This is a genomic window from Corynebacterium sp. LK10, assembly GCF_008042455.1.
In the GTDB taxonomy this organism is placed as follows: Bacteria; Actinomycetota; Actinomycetes; order Mycobacteriales; family Mycobacteriaceae; genus Corynebacterium; species Corynebacterium jeikeium_D.
The window spans coordinates 48,721-68,284 of record NZ_NOVT01000015.1 but is presented as its reverse complement, the minus strand read 5'-3'; the positions used below and the strand labels follow the sequence as shown (position 1 = coordinate 68,284).

The window sequence follows — 19,564 nt, the reverse complement described above, 5'->3', positions numbered from 1 at the left end:
CATCTTAACTAGCAGGCCGGAATGAACAGCCTCGTTAAACGATGGTGCTTCGAACGTTGGCACCCATACACAATCGCCCCCTAATCTCTTAGCGTGCAAATTCACTTCGACGCTTTTGCCCTGGCGGTGCCGCTATACGGCATGGGACAATTGTCCTCATGCCAAAGCAGTGGATTAACAACACGACGACCGAAAAAATTGTCATCGTCGGCGCTGGTGGTTTTGGGCGAAACGTGGTCAGCTTCATCAAGGACATCAACGACTACGCAGCAGCCAACGGCCTACCACCGCAGTGGGAAATCCTAGGCATTATTGATGATGGCACCCCAGATATGACCTTTTTCCACAAAATGGGCGTGCAACTCTTGGGCAAAACCGAAATCCTCGCGGACTTGCCCGAGGGGGTTTATTACACAGTCGCAATCGGTAGCGGCGCAGCTCGACGTTCGATTGCGCAACGCGCAGATGCCGAAGGGCTCGTGCCTGCGACTCTGGTCCACCCAGACACCAGCATTGGCGCGCTGGTCTCGCTCGGAGAGGGCACGGTCATCTGCCCCGGGGCACGCTTGACCTGCAATATTGAGGTAGGCAAGCACGCCCAAATCAATATGAATGTCACAATCGGCCACGATGCAGTGCTGCGGGACTACTGCACAATCTTCCCGCTCAATGCCGTGTCGGGCTTTGTCACGCTTGGCGAGGCCTGCACACTAGGCGCCAACTCCGTAATCAACCCCGGCCTCACCGTCGGCGAGGGAGCTTACATCGGATCCGGAGCCGCAGTTACCAGAAACGTCGATGACTACACCGTTGTCGCCGGTGTTCCCGCGGGCGTAATTAAGAACCTGCGTTAGCCGAAACGTCCTTATCCGACGAACCGGTGAACTCGGTCATGGTCACTTGCCCCTCTTCCGAGATCCCTTCACGCTTGAGCACCACCAAGATCGTGTCGAGCAGAATCTTTGCATCGAGCAGTAGCGACCAATTATCCACGTACTGCACGTCGTACTCGAAACGCTCTTCCCAGGTGATGCCATTGCGGCCCGACACCTGGGCAAGCCCCGTAATTCCCGGTGGCACCTCATGGCGGCGTGCTTGGCGCGGCGAATAGCGCTCTAGGTACTTCATTCGCAGCGGACGCGGGCCAACGAGGCTCATATCGCCACGCAGAACGTTAAAGAGCTCCGGGAGCTCATCCAAGCTTGTGGACCGAAGGAATTTTCCCACCTCGGTGAGGCGGGACGCATCGTCGACAAGCCCCTTTTCCGGATTGACGTGGTGCATCGTCCGAAACTTGAGGATATTAAACGGCTCACCATCCTGGCCCGGGCGTTCCTGGCGGAATAGGACTGGCTTTCCCATGGAAAGTCGCACTGCCAGAACCGTAGCGCCCATAACTGGCGACAGCACAATCAGACCCGCTGCAGATGCCGCGATGTCGACGCCACGCTTAATTACCCGTTGCGCGCGGATGCTCAGTGAATCCATTGGTCATCTCCTACTTTTCGTTGAACATTTCGCGCAGAAGCTTTTCGGCACGCGCATCGACTTCCGCATTGGAACGGTTCCTGACCAGCCATCCGATTGCACCCACTGCACCGGCCGCGGCAAACGACGCTGCCGCAACGCGCAGTTTCTTGTGGTCATTCTGGTTGTCAGGCGCACTTTGCTTGACGACGGCCACCGCTGGCTCCAGCTCCGGCACAACCGGCTCCGCGGTATCGGTGACCATGACTGGTTCGGGCTCGACTGCGGGTTCTGGTTGCGGCTGCTCATCCAGCTCTGGTTCTGCCGATGCTGCGGCCTTGCGCCGTAGGCTCAGCATTGTAAATGCTGCTGCAAAGCCAAATAGCCATAGCGAACGGGAATCGTAGTAGTAGCCGGAAAAAACCTGTGCCACAAGAACCGCTAACGCCACAGCTGCGGTCAGACCAGCTTGAAGAAACTTGAATAGGTGGCGACAGGCGATTGCCAGCACAACCAGCACAATCACAAACAGGCCGATACCTATGACACCCGCTTCAGATCCGACTGTGTAGAAGATATTGTGCGGATGCTCCAGTGGACGTGAAGACCTCGGTGTCGACAGCACAACGAAGCTATGCAGGCCTCCACCAAAGATGCGGTGTTCACTCATGATTCGGAAAGCTTCATCATGGAGATAACCGCGTCCGGAATCATGTTCTTTTTCGAAGGTCAATTGGATAAAGCGCGTCTTAAAGTATTCTTCAATCTCGGTACCTGCGATGAACCGCGAGTATCCATACGCGACCGCTGCGGCGACTGCGACGTAAAAAACAGTCGCCCACTTCCAACCCCAGTGAAAAAACACAGCTATTGCGGTAAAGAGGACTACCACGGTGGTAGCAACCAGTACACCGCGGCTTCCCGACGCAACGAGACCGTAAGCAAATGGTGCAGCAAACAAGAGAACTGCCCACATGAACTTACGCCACAGCATGAAAAACACAGCTGCCGCGATGCCGTACAGCATGAAACGGGCAAAGACATTCGGTCCACCGCCGAACGCCGTCATGCGCCCGACATATTTCGGACCAGTAATGCCACCGTAGAGAAAAATAAGCGAGCAAATGGCTACTGCTAACCACAGCCATACCAGTGCCTGAGGATGCAAATAGAACAGTATTGCTGACATCGTGGCGATGAGCCCAAGCGTTATCAACGCAGTAACGACAGGAGCAACTTCGGCAGCTTCGGGGGCCCACAGTCCGGACAGCATCATCCAGAACAACCAGGCATAGAAAGCCACTAATGCCCACACGGCCATCGGCCACTGCTTTACATTGCCAGCGCCTTTCATCGCATTCAGCCAACTCTGGCGCTGCGCTTCTGGGGTGCCGATGGCTGTAAGGATTGCAACGATTACCAAAATCGGCAATGCAAGAGAGAGATTAGGAAGCGCCGAAGAGACGTCCTTCATCGTCGTGTCGCCAACGTAGAGGACACCAGCAAACATTCCCGCGGCCACCACAATAAACAGCGACTGCAGTATTGGTTTTCGCTGTTTTACAGTTTCTCCTGCTACCTCTGTAGAAGTCATCCCAGCACTTCCTTCAAAACACCTATCACCCGCGCGACGTCGTCATCGTCCAGCGCCGGACCACTAGGAAGAGTAATGCCACGGGAGAAAAGATTCTCAGCGGTGCCGTTGATGCTGGCTCGTGCGTCCTCGTATACCGGCTGCAGGTGCATCGGCTTCCACAGGTGACGAGCCTCAATGCTGGCCTCACCAAGTGCTGCAACCACGCTGTCTGGGCTCAGGACGCCCTTATCGACGGCCTCCTGCGGCAACACAATTGAGGTCAGCCAGCAGTTCTCGGTGAAACGCTCGTCGGAGTCAGAGAGCAAGCGGGTACCTTTACCAGGGGCATCGTCGTCAAGCGAGGCGAGCAAATCGATGTACGCATCACGAATCTGGCGGCGGCGAGCGATCATGTCGTCCAGACGCGAGTGCTGCGCCCGCCCCAGTGCGGCGAGCAGACTGGACAGGCGGTAGTTGTAGCCGATTTCGGTGTGTTCGTACCAGGCGACGGGCTGACGCGCCTGCGTGGAGAGGTAGCGCGCGCGGGCGATGAGGTCAGCATCGTTGGACAGCAGCATGCCACCGCCGGAGGTGGTCATGATTTTGTTGCCGTTGAAAGACAGCGCGGCGGCACGGCCGAAACTGCCGGCCGGCTGACCATGGACGCTGGCACCGAGCGCCTCGGCGGCGTCCTCGATGAGCGCGATGCCGAGTTCTTCCAGGCGTGGCGCGAAGGCCGGGTAATCGGCGCAGCGGCCAAAGAGGTCCACAATCATCACGGCGGGAACGCTCTTGCCCTCGGCAAGCAGCTCATCGACGGTGCGGAGCAGCAGCTCAGGGTCGATGTTTCCGTCCTCTGCGGCATCGACGAACACCGGCGTAGCACCAACGTAAGCAATGGCGTTGGTCGTGGCCGCGAAGGTCATGGTGGAAACCGGAATGTAGTCACCTTCACCGATCCCCAGCGCAAGCAGCGCCAAGTGCAGACCAGCGGTGCCAGACGACAGCGCGAGCGCGAGCTCAACACCGCAGCGCTTGGCAATCTCCGCTTCAAACGCGTCTACTTCGGGGCCCAACGGAGCCACCCAACCAGAGTGGAGCGCGCGAACGACGGCCTGTTCTTCTGCTTCGGTGACTGTCGCGAGCGAAAGGAAGATCCGCTCATTGGGCTTGTTAGCGTCGGCGTTAGTCATTACTTCTGCACCTTTCGGACGCGGTTGAGTACCTCGATGAGCTGGGAGTACAGGCTGTCACGGGCAAAACGCTTCTCACCCAGTTCGCGATTTCGCTGTCCCGCTGCGCGCATCTCATCGCGGTCGGAGATGATCTCAGCGAATCGCTTGGCTGCGGCCGGAATATCGCGCGAGAGACGCCAACCGGCATCGTGCTCGGTTGCGGCTTCCTCCAGCCAGCCACCGTGGTTGAACACCACCGGACGCGATGCGGCCATGGCATCGAAGACCTTGTTCAGGGAGTTGCCCTCCAGGCAGGGGTCATCACGCAGCGGCGATAGCGCGATATCGGCGGCAGACACGTACTTGGCGACATCTTCCTTCGGCTGACGGCCAAGGAACATCGCATCGGCATCGAGGCCAGCGTTCTCGGCGCGCTGGTACAACGCATCCGAGTCGCTTCCCTGCCCCAGCAGGACAAAGCGCACATTCTCCACGCCATCACGACGCAGCTGCGCCGCCAGATCCACAAGCCACTCCAGTTGGTAGGACATACCAAAACCACCGGCATAGACAGCCACCACGTCATCGCCCCAGCCCTGATCCTTGCGGAAAGCTGCGCGCTGCTCGGCCGGGACATCAAAACGCTCAAAGTCCGACGCATTCGGAATGACGGTCACGCGCTTCTTCGGAGCGACCTCTTTGACGCCATCGGCCATCGACGGCGACAGCGCCACGACCTCGCTCGATGCCGCATAAAATGCCTTCTCCAGCTGCTTGGCCAAGAAAATTGCCACCGGATTATTGAGGTAGCCCAACTTGATCGGCACCTCTGGCCACAGGTCACGGATCTCCGCCACCAACGGCGCACGCTGGGTAAACTTCGCCACGATTCCCGGAACCGCCACAGTCAGCGGGGTCGAGGACGCGTAGATCACGTCGGCAGGCACACGGGCAGCGACCGCGGAGGCGCGCACCAGGAAGTTCAAGAAACTGACGATACGCTCGCGCTTCGACATTTCATTGCGGTACGGAATCGCTAGACGACGCACGTGGATACCATCAACAGTTTTATCCATGGCCTCATCGCGACCACAGATCATTGTCACCTCGTGGCCTGCGGCGGCCATTCGGCGCGCAAACTCGTAGGGTCGGGAACCACCCGGCTCACCGGGGAGAACAAAGTGCTGGTGGATATAAGTGATTCGCATTGTTTAGGCTTCCTCGATTACGTCGACGGGGAGTTCTTCGGTGGTAGTTGATGGATTCTTCTGGCCTCCGGTTGGCCGCATTAGCGCCACTACCGCGACCACGGCTGCTGCAAAATAGACAACTGCGCTGGTCCACGCGAGACCGAGGGCATCTCCGAGAAGAATGCCAATCGGGTAACAAATGACAGCGATAACGGCGGAAATGAGCTCCACTCGGCCAATTCGACGGGGATTGTCGCTGCCGAGAATTTCACCGCACAGGTGTCGGTAGCAGCCGAGCACCACGGCCGCGATAGTCAGTGGCAGCACCAACTCCCGGGCAGGCTCAAACTCATGGCCGAATACCGGCACGATGAGGAAGTAGAGTGCCACCCCACCGAGCGCACCAAGTGCGCCGTACGCTGCAGTGACTATGCCAAGATGTCGGAGCACACGAGATGGGGTGAGTTCGCGACCCCTCTGGTCGCTGGTGCGCTGATCGGCGACAGACTGCGCGATCCAGTACAGCGGTTCCGTCGCCGTCGCCACGACTACGAAAAGACCTAACGACGCCGGTGAGGCCAGCGCCGGCAGCAAAACGCGACCCAAGCGTGTCGTCGTCAGCGGCCCCAGGCCCGATGCGATGAATGGGGCATTTGTTCGAGCCGTCTCTACCACTCCGCCAACACGGGAATCGGTGTGTTTGCGTGACTTCGCTAGCGACCAGATTGCCAGTGGCAGTGCCGGGAAGATATAGGCTGCAGCCCACCAGCGCCAGTCTTCGACTCCGGCGACATATAGCGCAGCGCTAATCAGCAGTACTGAGCCCTGGAAGCCGACGAATACTGCGACGAAGAAGGACACTCGATGGCGGCTGATGGCCATCGCACGAACCATGGAAAATGACACGGTAACCAAGGCGACGACGCCGGCCATTGCCGTCCACGGTCCGTAGACGACTCCTGCGATGGCGCAGGCAATCAGAGCGACCACGGTCATGGCGTAACCACTCGGAATGAGACCGTGGTCGTAATCATCGCGGCGCAGCAAAAGCCGATCGGCCCCAAAGCCGACGAATGGCGCCACAATATAGGCGAACTGCAAAACGGTAGCGACCTCGCCTCGACCAGCGGGCCCCAGCACTCGCGCGGAAAGAATACTGACCACAAAGGCGACGACTGCGGCGAGCGCTGAAGCTGCCGAAATCGTCGCAACTGTTCGAACTCTTTGCGCCAGCTGCCCGGAGTTAGAGGAGCTGGTAGTTGTCACGGTGGGGAGTCATCCTAACTTTTTTGCTTTCGCACTAACGGTTGCAAGTGATTGTGCACCGGTGGGATGCGCCTCAATACTGCTTTGCGCCCCACCGTGCTCTGCAAGCCAACGACGTGCAGCATCGTGATTATGTGTGCACGGGAGAATCCGCGAATTCAGCCGTTCCGGCTCAACACGTACCTCAGTGATTAGCGGATGACGATCACCGATCTTGGGAACCTCGCGGTCATCAACCAAGTCTTCGGAGATTTTCTCACCTTCGCGAAGGCCCGTGTAGACAATCTCTACGTCTGCGTCATGGAGCCTGATCAAGTTCTCCGCCAGCTCAGCAATCTTGACCGGCTTACCCATCTCCAGCACCAGAGTCTCACCGGACTCTGCAATAACGGTAGCCTGCAGCACCAGCTGCGATGCCTCCGGAATGGTCATGAAGTAGCGCTGAACGTCAGGATGCGTCACCGTCACCGGGCCGCCCTCTTCAATCTGACGCTGGAAAGTCGTAATGACTGAACCGCGCGAGCCAAACACGTTACCGAAGCGGACAGATGCCCAGACACCTTCGTGAGTTTTCCCCATGTGCGCAGTCAGACGTTCCGCAGCGCGCTTGGATTCACCCAGAATCGAGGCCGGGTTCGCAGCCTTGTCCGTGGAAATATTAATAACGGTTGAAACGTTGGCCCCAGCCGCTGCATCCAGGACGTTCTGGGTTCCGATGACATTGGTTTGCACTGCTTCTGCAGGGTAGCTTTCCAGCAGTGGCAGGTGCTTGAGAGCTGCAGCATGGTAGACAACATCGGGCTTGCGCTCGGTGAAGATTTGCGTCAGCATCTCCGCGTCACGGATATCAGCCAGGACGGTATCGGAGCCGTCGAGAAGCGCCGAACCCGTCAGCGACAGCTGCGTGGCATGCAAGCCGCCCTCATCGCGATCCAGCATGATCAGTTCTGCCGGCTCAAAGCGGTGAACCTGTCGGCAGATTTCCGAACCGATAGAACCTCCAGCGCCGGTGACCAGCACCTTCTTACCGCGGATTATGGAAGCGACCTTGGATTCATCCAGGTGCAGAGGCTGACGGCCAATGAGGTCGGCGATGTTAATTTCGCGCACCTGCGAGGTAGCGACAGCACCACGGTGGCGCGAGTACTCTTCCACCGGCGGCAGAATGAGCAGGCGCAGCGACGATTCCTCACAAATGTGGTTGAGGACGTTGATGCACTCAGTGGACAGTGGCTCATCAGTCGCAATGATGACCGACTGCGCCGAAGTGCGCGATGCGAGCTCACCCAGCTGATCAATTCCACGAACCACGCGGAGACCATGGATACGAGAAATATGGTTCTCGCCGCTTTCTTTGGGATCGACGATTCCAACCAAGTGGAAGCGGTTCTCACGGGAGATACCGGAATCCGTAAGGCTGTTAATAAAGAATTTGGCTCGACGGCCTGCACCGAGAACAATCAAGCGATCATCCGTCTGACGGGAGCCAAAGTTGTTGGTAATCCAGCGAGCGAGAGTTCGGGTATAGATACTTGCCAAAGTTGCGACACAGCCGCCTGCGAACGGAACGTACCACGCAATTTCCGGGAAGGTCTTCAGGATTTGAGCTAACCCAGTGGCTGCGGTAGCGCCGCCCATGCTGATGCTCAGCAGAACAATATCTTCAGTTCGACTGCCGGGCCATACGCGTTGTGGGTTGGTGTACTCCCCGAGCAGCAGGCCGAGCAGGACGATGACGGCCACGGCGACAGCGACAACCAAAAAATTAGTGCCTGATATTTCAGAGAAAGATACCAATTCACCGCGGACGATTCCGTTAGCGGCGGACAGCGCAATCAGCCAGGCGAGTACGTCAAATACGCACCAGGCGAGCTGCTTCCAGTCTCGGATAAACATTCTTATGCCTTTTACTGCTGGTTAAATTTTCTTACGCACAATGCGTTCCACAGGCTTGGCATACTAAGCGATATGAACTACATTTACAGCCCCCTACTACAAAGGGCTACCCCATCGTTCGGGTAGCCAAAAAGCCACCTTTACCACTCACCATTCTCCCTGGTAAAACAACGTTTCACCAACTGTTTACTGAAGCTTCAATCTGTTTACATTCATCTAACTAGCTGTACAAACTAGCTTCTAACGTAGCCACTTCCTGACGATTGCAATTAATGCAAAATCACCTCTTTATTGAGATATTTATTCAAGGAAGTATTTGCGTGAATGCTCAAACAATCGCTTTTGACAAAAGGGTTACACCCCCCCCCGTGAGCACATCATCAACGCGTCGGGCACGCGCTTTCATCACCCGGAAGCCCTTCCTTACTACCCTGATGCTGATTCAAAACCGGATGCGTCAGACACAGAAGACCACACAGTCCTGGCAGGCCCACAAAAACGGCGAAGACCCGACCAAATAAAAGCACTCTTACATGCGCCCATATTAAATGCGCACCCAGTATGCGTATTATTGATATATGTCGTCGCACGCCACACCAGAACCCCAATCCCCCACAACCAAACCGCCTACTAAGCCTGGCAAGAAGCGCCGCATGTCCTGGCATCGCAAGGCCGGTATGCCAGTGCGCTGGTGGTTCGCCTCCATCATTGTGGCAGCACTCATTCACCCTTTCGTCGCCGATGGCCGTTGGCAATCGGAAGATTCAGTTGGCAAATATTTACCTGCTCAACGTAGGTATTGTCGCGACGGTCGTCGGCAAGCTCGGTGACTGGTGGCCAGTGACCACCGTCGGCGCGGCGGTCGTCGGCGTCGCCGTCGCATGGCATGCGTTTTCCCTCGGACGCGACCTGGTAGCGAAGCGCGATCGGCCATTCGCCATCTCCGTTGCACACTACGTCGCGTCGGCATGCCTACTGCCCATCGGCGCTGCACTCGGCGCCATCCTCGCATCTCCGAAGGGCAAAGCGCTTCACGACGACCTCCTATTGGCACACGAAGCCGTCAACCTCATTGGCTTCCTCGGGCTCGCGGCCTGCGGCACGCTCATCACCATGTTCCCAGCGCTGTGGCGAACCCAGATGTCGCCGCATTCCCGCCCGAAGCTGGCACTAGCAGTACAGCTCATAGGTATCGCAGTTACCGCGATCGGTGCACTGACCAGCTTCAACTGGATCGCCTCGGTCGGCCTTGGCATTATCACTATCGGCTGGGTCATAGCCGCCATCCCGTGGGCACACAACGTCATGACTGTCGCTAAAGACCCGCGCGACCGTCTCAGCTACCCGGCGCTGTCTGTCGCGGCCGCCATCGTATGGCTAATCGGCACACTCGCAGTCGCCACAGTCAAGGCGCTTGACGACGGCTTCGTAATCTCAACCCTCACGCTGCCGCTGGTAATCGGTTTCGGCGCTCAGTTGCTTATCGGCATGATGAGCCAACTCCTGCCCGCAACCATCGGCGGAGGTGCTGGTCCAGTCTCAGCAGGTATGAAGGAACTTGACCGTGCGGGCGCATTCCGCTGGTCGACCATCAATATTGGTCTGGCACTGTGGCTGCTACCACTGCCGTCGTGGACCAAGGTGGCGGTCTCCGCGCTGGTCTCCCTCGCATTAGTGTCCTACCTACCGCTGGTCGGCCGGGCCGCAAAGGCACAGATTGGTGCGCTGAAGGAACGCCAGAAGGCACGAGCTAACAAGGAAGCATCGCCGAAGCCGGTCGAGCTGCAAGCAACCGCGCGTCGTCTCGGTGCTCAAACTACCGCTGCTCTGGCTGTATTAGGCCTGGTAGTATCCGTCGGCGTTGCGCTGAGCGGTAGCGGTGGTGGTACGAGCAGCATGGAAACCACCGGTGATGTTGCGCCCACCGGAGAAACCGTCGAGGTGACGGTTACTGCCAACGATATGACCTATACCCCGAACGTTATAGAGGCGAACCCCGGCGACCGACTGGTCATCACCATGGTCAACGCTGATTCCCAGGTCCACGATCTGCGCTTGGCCACCGGCGAGGACACCGGACGTGTCGCCCCTGGCAACTCCGCCACCATTGAAGTGCCGGTTGTTCCCGGTGACATTGACGGCTGGTGCACCATTGCTGGTCACCGCCAGATGGGCATGACGCTCACGGTCAATGCAGGTGGCTCGAATCATTCACACCGCACCGGGAACAGCGGCCACTCCGACCACGCAACGCCAGGCGCACTCGGGAATGTCGGCGAACAGCCCGGTCCGGACTCCCCCACCATCAATCCAATGTTGACGCCCGCCGAGGACACCACAGTCCACCACGTCACCCTGCGAGCCAGCGAGTTCACCGGCTACGCTGCCCCTGGCGTCGAGCAGCAGCACTGGGTTTACAACGGCAAACCGCTGGGGCCAACTCTGCGCGGCAAGGTGGGCGACGAGTTCGTCGTCACGCTCATTAATGACGGCACCATGAGTCACTCCATCGACTTTCATGCCGGCATTGTTTCGCCGGACGAGCCAATGCGCGACATCGCCCCTGGTGAGAAGCTTGAGTACCGCTTCCGTGCTGACCGCGCGGGCATCTGGATGTACCACTGCGCAACCATGCCCATGTCCATGCACATCGCTGCCGGTATGCACGGTGCCGTCATCATCGACCCACCGAATCTCACTGATGTTGACCACGAGGTTCTTCTGGTGCAGTCGGAAAGCTACTGGGGCGAGGACAGCCCCGACGCCGACAAGACCATGGCCGAGGACCCCGATATCTACAAGTTCAACGGCTACCCCGACCAGTATCTCACCCACCCAATTCGCATTCGCGCAGGTGAGACGGTACGTTTCTGGGTACTTGCCGCCGGCCCCAACAAGGGCACGAGCTTCCATATCGTCGGCACGCAGTTCCATCGCGTGTACAAGGAGGGCGCGCTTTTGCTTGACGACGGCGTGGGCGGTGCCCAAGCCCTTGACCTCGGTGCCGCGCAGGGCGGTTATGTTGAGGCCGAATTCCCGGAGCCAGGCACGTACCGCTTTGTTGACCACCAGATGGTGCATGCCGAAATGGGGGCACGCGGCAACATAGTGGTGAACTAAACCAGGGTTTACAACTTAATTGGAGCGTCTTCTGGCTCCACCGCGCGAGGCAAGTTGGACTCGCCCATCAGGTACTGGTCCACGGCCTCGGCGCAGGCGCGGCCTTCGGCGATAGCCCACACAATCAAACTGGCACCACGGCCATTGTCACCGGCCACGAACACGGGACCGTCGAAGTTCTGCTCGATGTCGCTGCGCACGGCGAGGTAGTCGTCGTCACGCATCATCACACCGCGATCGTTGAACTGAATCCCCAGCTCATGCGACAGACCACCGCGCTCCGGACCGGAGAAGCCCAGCGCGATGAGAACTAGGTCGGCATCGAGTTCGAAATCCGTATCCTCCATAGGCACACGCTTGCCATCGATGACCTCGACCTCGTTGGCGGACAGGCCGGTCACGTGACCGTCCTCGCCGTGGAAGGAGACGGTGTTGACGTTGAAGACGCGCTTGCCCAGGGTCTCGCCGGTGACGCGAGCGTTAAGGCCGAGCGCCTCGGTAACCTCTGGCGGTTCGGAACCGGTGATGGTGTACTCACCTTCTTCGTGAGCAGTCGCCACGCGCCAGACCAGCGGGTACATCGGCCACGGAGTCGACGCCGCACGGGACTTCGGTGCACGGGGGCGAATATCGAACTGCGTGACGGACGCCGCTCCCTGGCGCAGCGCGGTACCGAAGCAGTCAATGCCGGTGTCGCCACCACCGATGACGACAACCTTCTTACCTTTGGCATCAATCGGCGGGATGTCGAGCTCGCCTGCGGCAACGCGGTTGGCTCCCGGCAGGTACTCCATAGCCTGGTGAATACCCTCCAGATCACGGCCATCGACGGGCAGGTCGCGAGCCAGCGACGCGCCGGTAGCTAGGACCACTGCATCGAAATCGGCCAGGTCAGCTGCTGTCGGTGAGATGTTGGTGCGGAACTCGGTGCCCTCGATTTCCATCTGCTCAAGACGGCGGTCGAGGAAGCGCTGCTCCATCTTGTAGTCCGGAACGCCGTAGCGCATCAGACCACCAATCTTGTCGTCGCGCTCGAAAACCGTGACATCATGCCCGGCGCGAGTGAGCTGCTGTGCTGCAGCAAGACCCGCCGGACCGGAGCCGATGACAGCAATGTGCTGGCCAGTGTCGAAAGTCGGCACAATCGGCTGCACCCAGCCCTCATCGAAACCGCGCTCGACGATAGCCAACTCGATGTTCTTAATGGTCACGGCATCGTCGTTGATGCCGAGCACACAACCGCCCTCGCACGGAGCCGGGCACAGGCGACCGGTCCACTCGGGGAAGTTGTTGGTGGCGTGCAAGCGCTCGAAAGCCTCGTGCCAGCGGTTCTGACGAACCAGGTCATTCCACTCCGGAATGATGTTGCCCAGCGGGCAGGCCGAGTGACAAAACGGCACGCCACAGTCCATACAGCGGGTCGCCTGCTGTTGCACCTGCTCGTTGCTAGCCTCCTCATAGACCTCTTTCCAGTCCATCAGACGCAGCGGAACCGGGCGATGAGCAGGCTCTTCGCGCTGGAATTTCATGAACCCCTTCGGATCAGCCATTGGTTACTGCCTCCATGATTGCTTCGTTGATGTCAGCGTCGTTGTCCTTTGCCTTCGCGACTACGTCGAGAATTCGGGCGTAATCACGCGGCATGATTTTGATGAACTGTGCAGCCGGGAACCGAGTCTTAGAACCCGTGAGCTTGCGGTGCTTCGACAGCGTGGCCTCCAACCAGCTGATGTCCTCATCATCGAGCGGCACAATATCGACCAGCTCGGTGTTGATGTTCGCCCGCGTCGCCTCGTTATCCAGCAGGTAAGCGATACCGCCACTCATACCGGCGCCGAAGTTGTGACCGACCGGGCCCGCCACTACGACGCGGCCACCGGTCATGTACTCGCAACCGTGGTTACCGATGCCCTCGACCACGGCCGTAGCACCGGAGTTACGCACGCAGAAGCGCTCACCGACAGTGCCGCGGACGAAGATCTCACCGCTGGTGGCACCAAAACCAATGACATTGCCGGCAATGGTGTCGGTAGCCACATCCGCGGTCGGCGGGGCCGAACGTGAAGGTCGAACCACAATCTTGCCACCGCACAGGCCCTTGCCGACGAAGTCGTTGGCATCGCCCTCCAGCTTGATGGTCACACCGGCCGGCAGGAACGCACCCAGCGAGTTACCGGCGGAACCGAGCAGGTTGACGACGATGGAGTCGTCGGCAAGCCCCTGCTTACCTGCGACTTTGGTGACTTCATACCCCAGGCGCGTGCCCACGGAACGGTTCACATTGCTGATGGCGTGGTGCAGCGATACCGGTGTCGGCGCCAGCCCATTCGCGCGCGCCGTACGCAGCGCGGGCTGCGCTTCGTCGATGAGGCGCTCATCCAACGCGCCCTCAAGGCCGTGGTCCTGCGCCTTCGTGCAGTAGGAATCCTGGTCCGCAAAGAAGGGGCTTTCGGCAACGTGCAGGATTCGCTCCAGGTCAAGCTTTGCGACGCGCGGAAGGTTGTCGAGATCCTTGCGCGGACGCAGGCACTCGGCATGTCCGACCGCTTCATCGATGGTGCGGAAACCCAGCTCAGCGAGGTATTCACGGACCTGCTGGGCGATGAAGGTGAAGAAGTTGACCACGTGCTCGGCACGGCCGGTGAACTTGCTCCGCAACTTCGGATTCTGGGTGGCAATACCAACTGGACAGGTGTCCAGGTGGCAGACGCGCATCATGACGCAGCCCTCAACCACCAGCGGAGCGGTAGCAAAACCAAACTCCTCAGCACCCAGCAACATCGCGACCACGACATCACGACCGGTCTTGAGCTGGCCATCGCACTGCACGCGGATGCGGTCGCGCAGCCCGTTGAGCATCAGGGTCTGCTGGGTTTCAGCGAGCCCCAGCTCCCACGGACCGCCGGCGTGCTTGAGGCTGGTCAGTGGCGAGGCACCAGTGCCGCCATCGTGGCCGGAGATCAGCACGACGTCGGCATGCGCCTTCGAGACACCAGCGGCGACGGTACCCACGCCCTGCTCGGAGACGAGCTTGACGTGAATGCGGGCGCGCGGATTGGCGTTCTTGAGGTCGTAGATGAGCTGTGCCAGATCCTCGATTGAGTAGATGTCGTGGTGCGGTGGCGGCGAGATTAGCCCCACGCCCGGGGTGGTGATGCGGACTTCCGCGATCCACGGGTAGACCTTGTTCGGTGGCAACTGGCCACCCTCGCCGGGCTTTGCACCCTGGGCCATCTTGATCTGGATGTCGGTGCAGTTGGACAGGTAGTGGCTGGTCACACCGAAGCGGCCCGATGCGACCTGCTTGATGGCAGAGCGTTTCCAGTCGCCGTTGGCCTCCATTTCGAAACGGTCTGGGTCCTCGCCACCCTCGCCGGAGTTGGACATGGCGCCCAGGCGATTCATAGCGATGGCCAGCGTCTCATGTGCCTCCGCGGAGATAGAGCCGTAGCTCATCGCGCCGGTGGAGAAACGCTTGACGATGCTAGAGACTGGTTCGACCTCATCAATGTCGATTGGCTCGCGGTCCGAGGCGAACTCGAGCATGCCGCGCAGAGTTGCCAGCTGCTTGGTCTGCGCATCGACCTTGTTGGTGTAGTCGCGGAATACCGCGTACTGACCAGTGCGGGTGGCATGCTGCAGCGTGTAGATGGTCTCCGGGTTGAATAGGTGGTACTCGCCTTCGCGACGCCACTTGTACTCGCCGCCGAGATCCAGCTCACGGTGTGCCTGCTCTTCCGGACGCGGCAGGAATGCGCTGCGGTGACGGGCGGCAACATCTTCTGCGACCTCGTCGAGACCAATACCTTCCAGCGGAGAAACAGCGCCGGTGAAGTACTCGTCCAGGAACTCCTGCGACAGACCGACGGTGTCGGCCAGCTGAGCGCCACGGTAGGACTGCAGTGAGGCGATACCCATCTTGGACATGACCTTCAGCACGCCCTTGGAGGCAGCCTTGCAGTAGTTCGAGCAGGCCTGATCCAACGTCAGAGCTCCGAGCTGGTCCTTCATGCGCAGCTCATCGATGGTTTCGAAAGTCATGTATGGGTTAATGGCATCGGCACCAAAGCCCAGCAGCATGGCCATGTGGTGCACCTCGCGGGCGTCGCCAGCCTCAATGATGAGGCTGGCGCGCGTGCGAGTGCGCTCCTCCACCAGGTGGTGGTGAACCGCGGAGGTCAGCAGCAGCGACGGGATAGGGGCAAAGCGCTCGTTGGACTCACGGTCAGACAGCACAATCAGTCGGGCACCACGGTCGATGGCCTCAGAGACCTCACGGCGGACACGACGGATAGCGTTGCGCAGGCCGCGGCCACCGCGGGCGACCGGGTACAGACCGGAGATGACCTCGGCACGGAACTCGGAATACTCCTCGTTCTTGCCCGCCTGGCACAGGGTGACAAAGTCGTGGTTGTCCAGGATTGGATGCTCAAGCCGGATGCGACGGGCGGCATCGGCGGTGGGCTCCAGGATGTTGGTCTCTGCCCCCAGCAACGTATTCATGCTGGTGATGGACTTTTCGCGCAGCGAGTCCAACGGCGGGTTGGTCACCTGCGCGAACCGCTGCGAGAAGAAGTCGAACAGCATGCGAGGGCGGTTGGACAGTGCCGCAATCGGCGTGTCTGAGCCCATCGAACCCAGGCCCTCCGCGCCGGTGAGTGCCATCGGGCGGATGATTAGGTCAACGTCTTCCTCGGTGATGCCGAAGACGCGCTGCCGCAACACCGCGCGGGCATGCGGCATGTACTGGTAGCGCTCTCGTGGCAGGTCGGTGATGTCGACCAGGCCCTCTTTGATCCATTCCTCGTATGGACCGGTGGCGGCCAGCGTGGACTTAATCTCCTTGTCCTCAATAATGCGACCGGCCTTCATGTCCACCAGGAACATGCGCCCCGGCTGCACGCGCGTGCGCTGCACAATCTGCTCCGGCGGGATATCCAGGACACCAGCTTCGGAGGCCATCACCACCAGGCCCTCGTCGGTCACCCAGATGCGCCCCGGGCGCAGACCATTGCGATCCAGGGTGGCACCGATGACCTGGCCGTCGGTAAAGCAGATGGCAGCGGGGCCGTCCCACGGCTCCATCAGGCAGGCGTGGTACTCGTAGAACGCGCGAACCTGCGGGCTGAGATTGTCGTCGTGCTCCCAGGCCTGCGGAACCATCATCATGACCGCATGCGGGAGACTACGACCACCGAGATGCAGTAACTCCAGGGCCTCGTCGAAACGCGCAGTGTCAGAACCGTTGGGGTCGCACACCGGCAGCGCGCGGTCGATGTTGCCCAGCTTGCCAGAGCGAATCAGCGACTCGCGGGCGCGCATCCAGTTCTCGTTGCCGCGCACGGTGTTGATTTCGCCATTGTGAGCGACGTAGCGGTACGGATGTGCCAGCGGCCAGGACGGGAAAGTGTTCGTGGAAAAGCGCGAGTGCACGATGGCGAGCGCGGAAGTGACTTCCTTCTGCTGCAGGTCAAGGTAGAAATCCTTCAGCTGCGGAGTAGTCAGCATGCCCTTGTAGACGATCGTGCGGCTGGACAGCGACGGGAAATACACGGTGTCGCCACCAGAGCCCTCGCCGGCGCCCTGTTCACCCAGCTCACGCTCGCAGCGCTTACGCAGGAAGAACATCTTGCGGTCGAGATCGATATTGCTGAGCTGGCGACCCTCGTAGTTCTTCGCGGTAACGAAGAGCTGACGCAGCACCGGCATAGCCTGGCGAGCCATCTGGCCAAGCCCGTCAGCGTTAATCGGCACATCGCGCCATGCCAAGATCTCGATGCCCTCTTCGGCGCAGATGTCTTCAATAGCCCGGATGGCATCGAGGGTGGCCATGCGCGACTGCGGCAGGAATGCAATACCGGTGGCATAGGTGCCAGCCGGCGGCAAAATGACGCCTTCCTTGCTCAGCTCAGCACGGTAGTAGGCATCCGGAACCTGAATGAGAATGCCGGCACCGTCGCCGGTGGTCTTCTCAGCGCCGGCGGCACCGCGGTGGTCGAGGTTGACCAGTGCCTGAATGCCCTTTTCGACAATGTCATGAGTCTGGCGACCGTAAATGTCGGCAACAAAGGCCACGCCACACGCATCATGTTCGTTCGACGGGTGGTAGAGACCTTCCCTCTGAGGACCACGAGGCAATGTGGTCGCTGTTTCGGTCAGAGTCATGGCTGTCTTAGCTGTCATGGCTGTTTTCCCCTTGTAGGTGCAATGTGCCAATTGGGGGACACGGGTTATCTATATTTCCAACTGTTTTAACAATGCACTTTCACCTAGGCGTATTGCAATACGTATTTAGGGAACTAGCTATATTTACCCACCCCCGAAGGAGCTAGAACACCCTTCCCGTTCGACTAAAACCGGGCTTTTACTACCCGCTTTAACGCCATAACCCCCTAATCGAGCTACCACCCCCGCTAACTACGCACAATTGTTCGATTCTTTAGCACACCTCTCTCCATACCCAATCCGCCCCCACCGCTATGGTTAGCTCCATGCTCGCCAACCGTCGTTTCCGCTCGCCACTGCAGGGCCTCGCCCTCCTTATCGGCGCAGCGACAATCCTCAGCGGCTGCACGGCTCCCACAGCCCCCACTCCAGAGAGCCAGTCATACAGCCCGGCACCGGCACCCGCATTTACGCCCGAGCCAGAGGAACCCGCGCCCGAGATTCCCGAAGTGCCCCACGCCCCCGCCGCCCCGGACACCCCAGCGCCCGGCACATCGCCTATCGACGGCATCCGTAGCGCCCTCAACCAGCTGGAGGTAAAAGGGCGCGCACCGAAAACCGGCTATGCGCGCGATGAGTTCGGGCAACGTTGGAGCGACGACGTCTCTGCCGAGTTTGGGCACAACGGATGTGACACGCGAAACGATATTTTGAATCGTGACCTTATTAATAAGGAGTACAAACCAAATAGCCACGATTGCGTCGTGCTTTCAGGGCAATTACTGGATCCCTATACCGGCACGATGATTGAGTTCCAGCGTGGCCGCGATACCTCTTCTGCCGTTCAAATCGACCATGTCGTAGCCTTAAGCGACGCCTGGCAAAAGGGGGCACAGCAACTCCCGCCCGAGGTTCGGCAGGACTTTGCCAATGACCCCCTCAACCTCTTGGCCGTCGATGGCCCCGCCAATCAACAGAAGCGGGATAGCGATGCCGCATCCTGGGTACCCGCCAATAAGCCATTTCGCTGCCAGTATGTCGCTCGCCAGGTGGCAGTAAAACAGAAATACCACCTGTGGCTCACACAGGCGGAGTACGATGCCATCGACCGTTGGCTCTCTACCTGCACACCAGAGGATGAGCCCGCACTTGCCGCCCTAACCCTGAATTAGGGCAACTTCCTCCGACGCTCACCGATGCCGCACACCGAGGCTCAAGCCAGCGAATATGCCACCTATTCAGCTACGCACTCGCAACCTCCGCCCCTCCTAGTCTCGAACATTTCTATTTTTCAGAAGATTCCTAGCCCCCTAATTTCTGGGGGCGACCGCCATTCAGCTACTGCCCGCCCCGTCAAACAAACCAACCGAAAACCCCTGGGTTCATAGAGTTATATACGTCAATATCAGAATTGAATTCGTTACCGCAGTGTTATCCTTTCGTTATATTCACTGCTTCCTGTCGGTTTATAACTGTTTGATAACACTGTATCCTCGAGCCCGTACGCGAAAAGGTATCCGTCGTAAAGCATTGCGCACGCCGACTGCGTATTTTTTACTTTTCTTCGTGGAAACTACTTTTTGACGCGGCACAGGTTTGTTAAAGTCTGGTTGTTACAAAATCGCACTACCGTGACTGATGGTGTCAGTGTGACTAAAGAGTCGCTTGGCGCTATTAATCGCTTGTCCATCATCTTGGAGGATTCTCAC

12 protein-coding genes are annotated in these 19,564 nt (G+C 59.2%); 4 read left to right on the top strand and 8 right to left on the bottom strand.

Going from position 1 to position 19,564, the window contains the following annotated elements; translation table 11 throughout:
- Positions 1 to 158 precede the first annotated feature (158 nt).
- A complete protein-coding gene (locus CHU70_RS04745) occupies positions 159 to 854 on the top strand; it encodes an acetyltransferase (RefSeq protein ID WP_070601362.1) in 696 nt (231 codons plus the stop codon).
- On the opposite strand, the gene CHU70_RS04740 is transcribed toward CHU70_RS04745, so the two are convergent.
- From CHU70_RS04740 to CHU70_RS04715, 6 genes are read right to left on the bottom strand one after another with little or no spacing between them, the layout of a single operon-like run.
- A complete protein-coding gene (locus tag CHU70_RS04740) occupies positions 838 to 1,488 on the bottom strand; it encodes a sugar transferase (protein WP_147719269.1) in 651 nt (216 codons plus the stop codon). The two genes, CHU70_RS04745 and CHU70_RS04740, sit on opposite strands and share 17 nt — an antisense overlap.
- 10 nt (positions 1,489 to 1,498) lie before the next feature.
- Positions 1,499 to 3,061 carry an O-antigen ligase family protein gene (locus CHU70_RS04735; RefSeq protein WP_147719270.1) on the bottom strand — a complete coding sequence of 521 codons (1,563 nt, stop codon included), beginning with the start codon at positions 3,059 to 3,061 and terminating at the stop codon, positions 1,499 to 1,501.
- Positions 3,058 to 4,236: a DegT/DnrJ/EryC1/StrS aminotransferase family protein gene (locus tag CHU70_RS04730; protein WP_147719271.1), complete on the bottom strand. Its 1,179-nt coding sequence runs from the start codon at positions 4,234 to 4,236 to the stop codon at positions 3,058 to 3,060. Before CHU70_RS04730 ends, CHU70_RS04735 begins: the two co-directional genes overlap by 4 nt.
- Positions 4,236 to 5,426 (bottom strand): glycosyltransferase family 4 protein, encoded by a 1,191-nt coding sequence (locus tag CHU70_RS04725; protein WP_147719272.1) that lies wholly within the window; start codon positions 5,424 to 5,426, stop codon positions 4,236 to 4,238. The genes CHU70_RS04730 and CHU70_RS04725 overlap by 1 nt, the downstream gene beginning before the upstream one ends.
- 3 nt (positions 5,427 to 5,429) lie before the next feature.
- Entirely contained in the window at positions 5,430 to 6,674 is a 1,245-nt protein-coding gene (locus tag CHU70_RS04720; protein ID WP_147719273.1) for a lipopolysaccharide biosynthesis protein, read from the bottom strand.
- Between the two features lie 9 nt (positions 6,675 to 6,683).
- The gene (locus CHU70_RS04715; protein WP_147719274.1) at positions 6,684 to 8,570 is read right to left on the bottom strand and encodes a polysaccharide biosynthesis protein; all 1,887 of its coding nucleotides are present in this window, start codon (positions 8,568 to 8,570) and stop codon (positions 6,684 to 6,686) included.
- Between the two features lie 368 nt (positions 8,571 to 8,938).
- Between CHU70_RS04715 and CHU70_RS11230 the strand changes: the two genes are divergently transcribed.
- Together CHU70_RS11230 and CHU70_RS04710 are read left to right on the top strand one after the other, a co-directional pair.
- Complete coding sequence (locus CHU70_RS11230; RefSeq protein WP_180802981.1) at positions 8,939 to 9,091, top strand: hypothetical protein; 153 nt, start codon at positions 8,939 to 8,941, stop codon at positions 9,089 to 9,091.
- A gap of 220 nt (positions 9,092 to 9,311) precedes the next feature.
- Positions 9,312 to 11,690: a multicopper oxidase domain-containing protein gene (locus CHU70_RS04710; RefSeq protein WP_187269952.1), complete on the top strand. Its 2,379-nt coding sequence runs from the start codon at positions 9,312 to 9,314 to the stop codon at positions 11,688 to 11,690.
- An 8-nt stretch (positions 11,691 to 11,698) separates the two neighbouring features.
- Here CHU70_RS04710 and CHU70_RS04705 read toward each other — a convergent pair whose 3' ends face one another.
- Together CHU70_RS04705 and gltB are read right to left on the bottom strand one after the other, a co-directional pair.
- Positions 11,699 to 13,240: a glutamate synthase subunit beta gene (locus CHU70_RS04705; RefSeq protein ID WP_147719276.1), complete on the bottom strand. Its 1,542-nt coding sequence runs from the start codon at positions 13,238 to 13,240 to the stop codon at positions 11,699 to 11,701.
- Positions 13,233 to 17,855: a glutamate synthase large subunit gene (gene gltB / locus CHU70_RS04700; RefSeq protein ID WP_187269759.1), complete on the bottom strand. Its 4,623-nt coding sequence runs from the start codon at positions 17,853 to 17,855 to the stop codon at positions 13,233 to 13,235. The genes CHU70_RS04705 and gltB overlap by 8 nt, the downstream gene beginning before the upstream one ends.
- 326 nt (positions 17,856 to 18,181) lie before the next feature.
- Here gltB and CHU70_RS04695 point away from each other — a divergent pair, with 326 nt between their 5' ends.
- Positions 18,182 to 19,027, top strand: coding sequence for an HNH endonuclease family protein (locus CHU70_RS04695; RefSeq protein ID WP_070566562.1), 846 nt, complete (start codon positions 18,182 to 18,184; stop codon positions 19,025 to 19,027).
- Positions 19,028 to 19,564 lie beyond the last annotated feature (537 nt).

Bases quoted from the DNA above. Each gene is read 5' to 3' on its own strand.
- CHU70_RS04695 (WP_070566562.1), top strand. From the start codon at position 18,182: ATGCTCGCCAACCGTCGTTTCCGCTCGCCACTGCAGGGCCTCGCCCTC.
- CHU70_RS04715 (WP_147719274.1), bottom strand. From the start codon at position 8,570: ATGTTTATCCGAGACTGGAAGCAGCTCGCCTGGTGCGTATTTGACGTA.
- CHU70_RS04705 (WP_147719276.1), bottom strand. From the start codon at position 13,240: ATGGCTGATCCGAAGGGGTTCATGAAATTCCAGCGCGAAGAGCCTGCT.
- CHU70_RS04725 (WP_147719272.1), bottom strand. From the start codon at position 5,426: ATGCGAATCACTTATATCCACCAGCACTTTGTTCTCCCCGGTGAGCCG.
- CHU70_RS04745 (WP_070601362.1), top strand. From the start codon at position 159: ATGCCAAAGCAGTGGATTAACAACACGACGACCGAAAAAATTGTCATC.
- gltB (WP_187269759.1), bottom strand. From the start codon at position 17,855: ATGACTCTGACCGAAACAGCGACCACATTGCCTCGTGGTCCTCAGAGG.
- CHU70_RS04730 (WP_147719271.1), bottom strand. From the start codon at position 4,236: ATGACTAACGCCGACGCTAACAAGCCCAATGAGCGGATCTTCCTTTCG.
- CHU70_RS04710 (WP_187269952.1), top strand. From the start codon at position 9,312: ATGGCCGTTGGCAATCGGAAGATTCAGTTGGCAAATATTTACCTGCTC.
- CHU70_RS04735 (WP_147719270.1), bottom strand. From the start codon at position 3,061: ATGACTTCTACAGAGGTAGCAGGAGAAACTGTAAAACAGCGAAAACCA.
- CHU70_RS04740 (WP_147719269.1), bottom strand. From the start codon at position 1,488: ATGGATTCACTGAGCATCCGCGCGCAACGGGTAATTAAGCGTGGCGTC.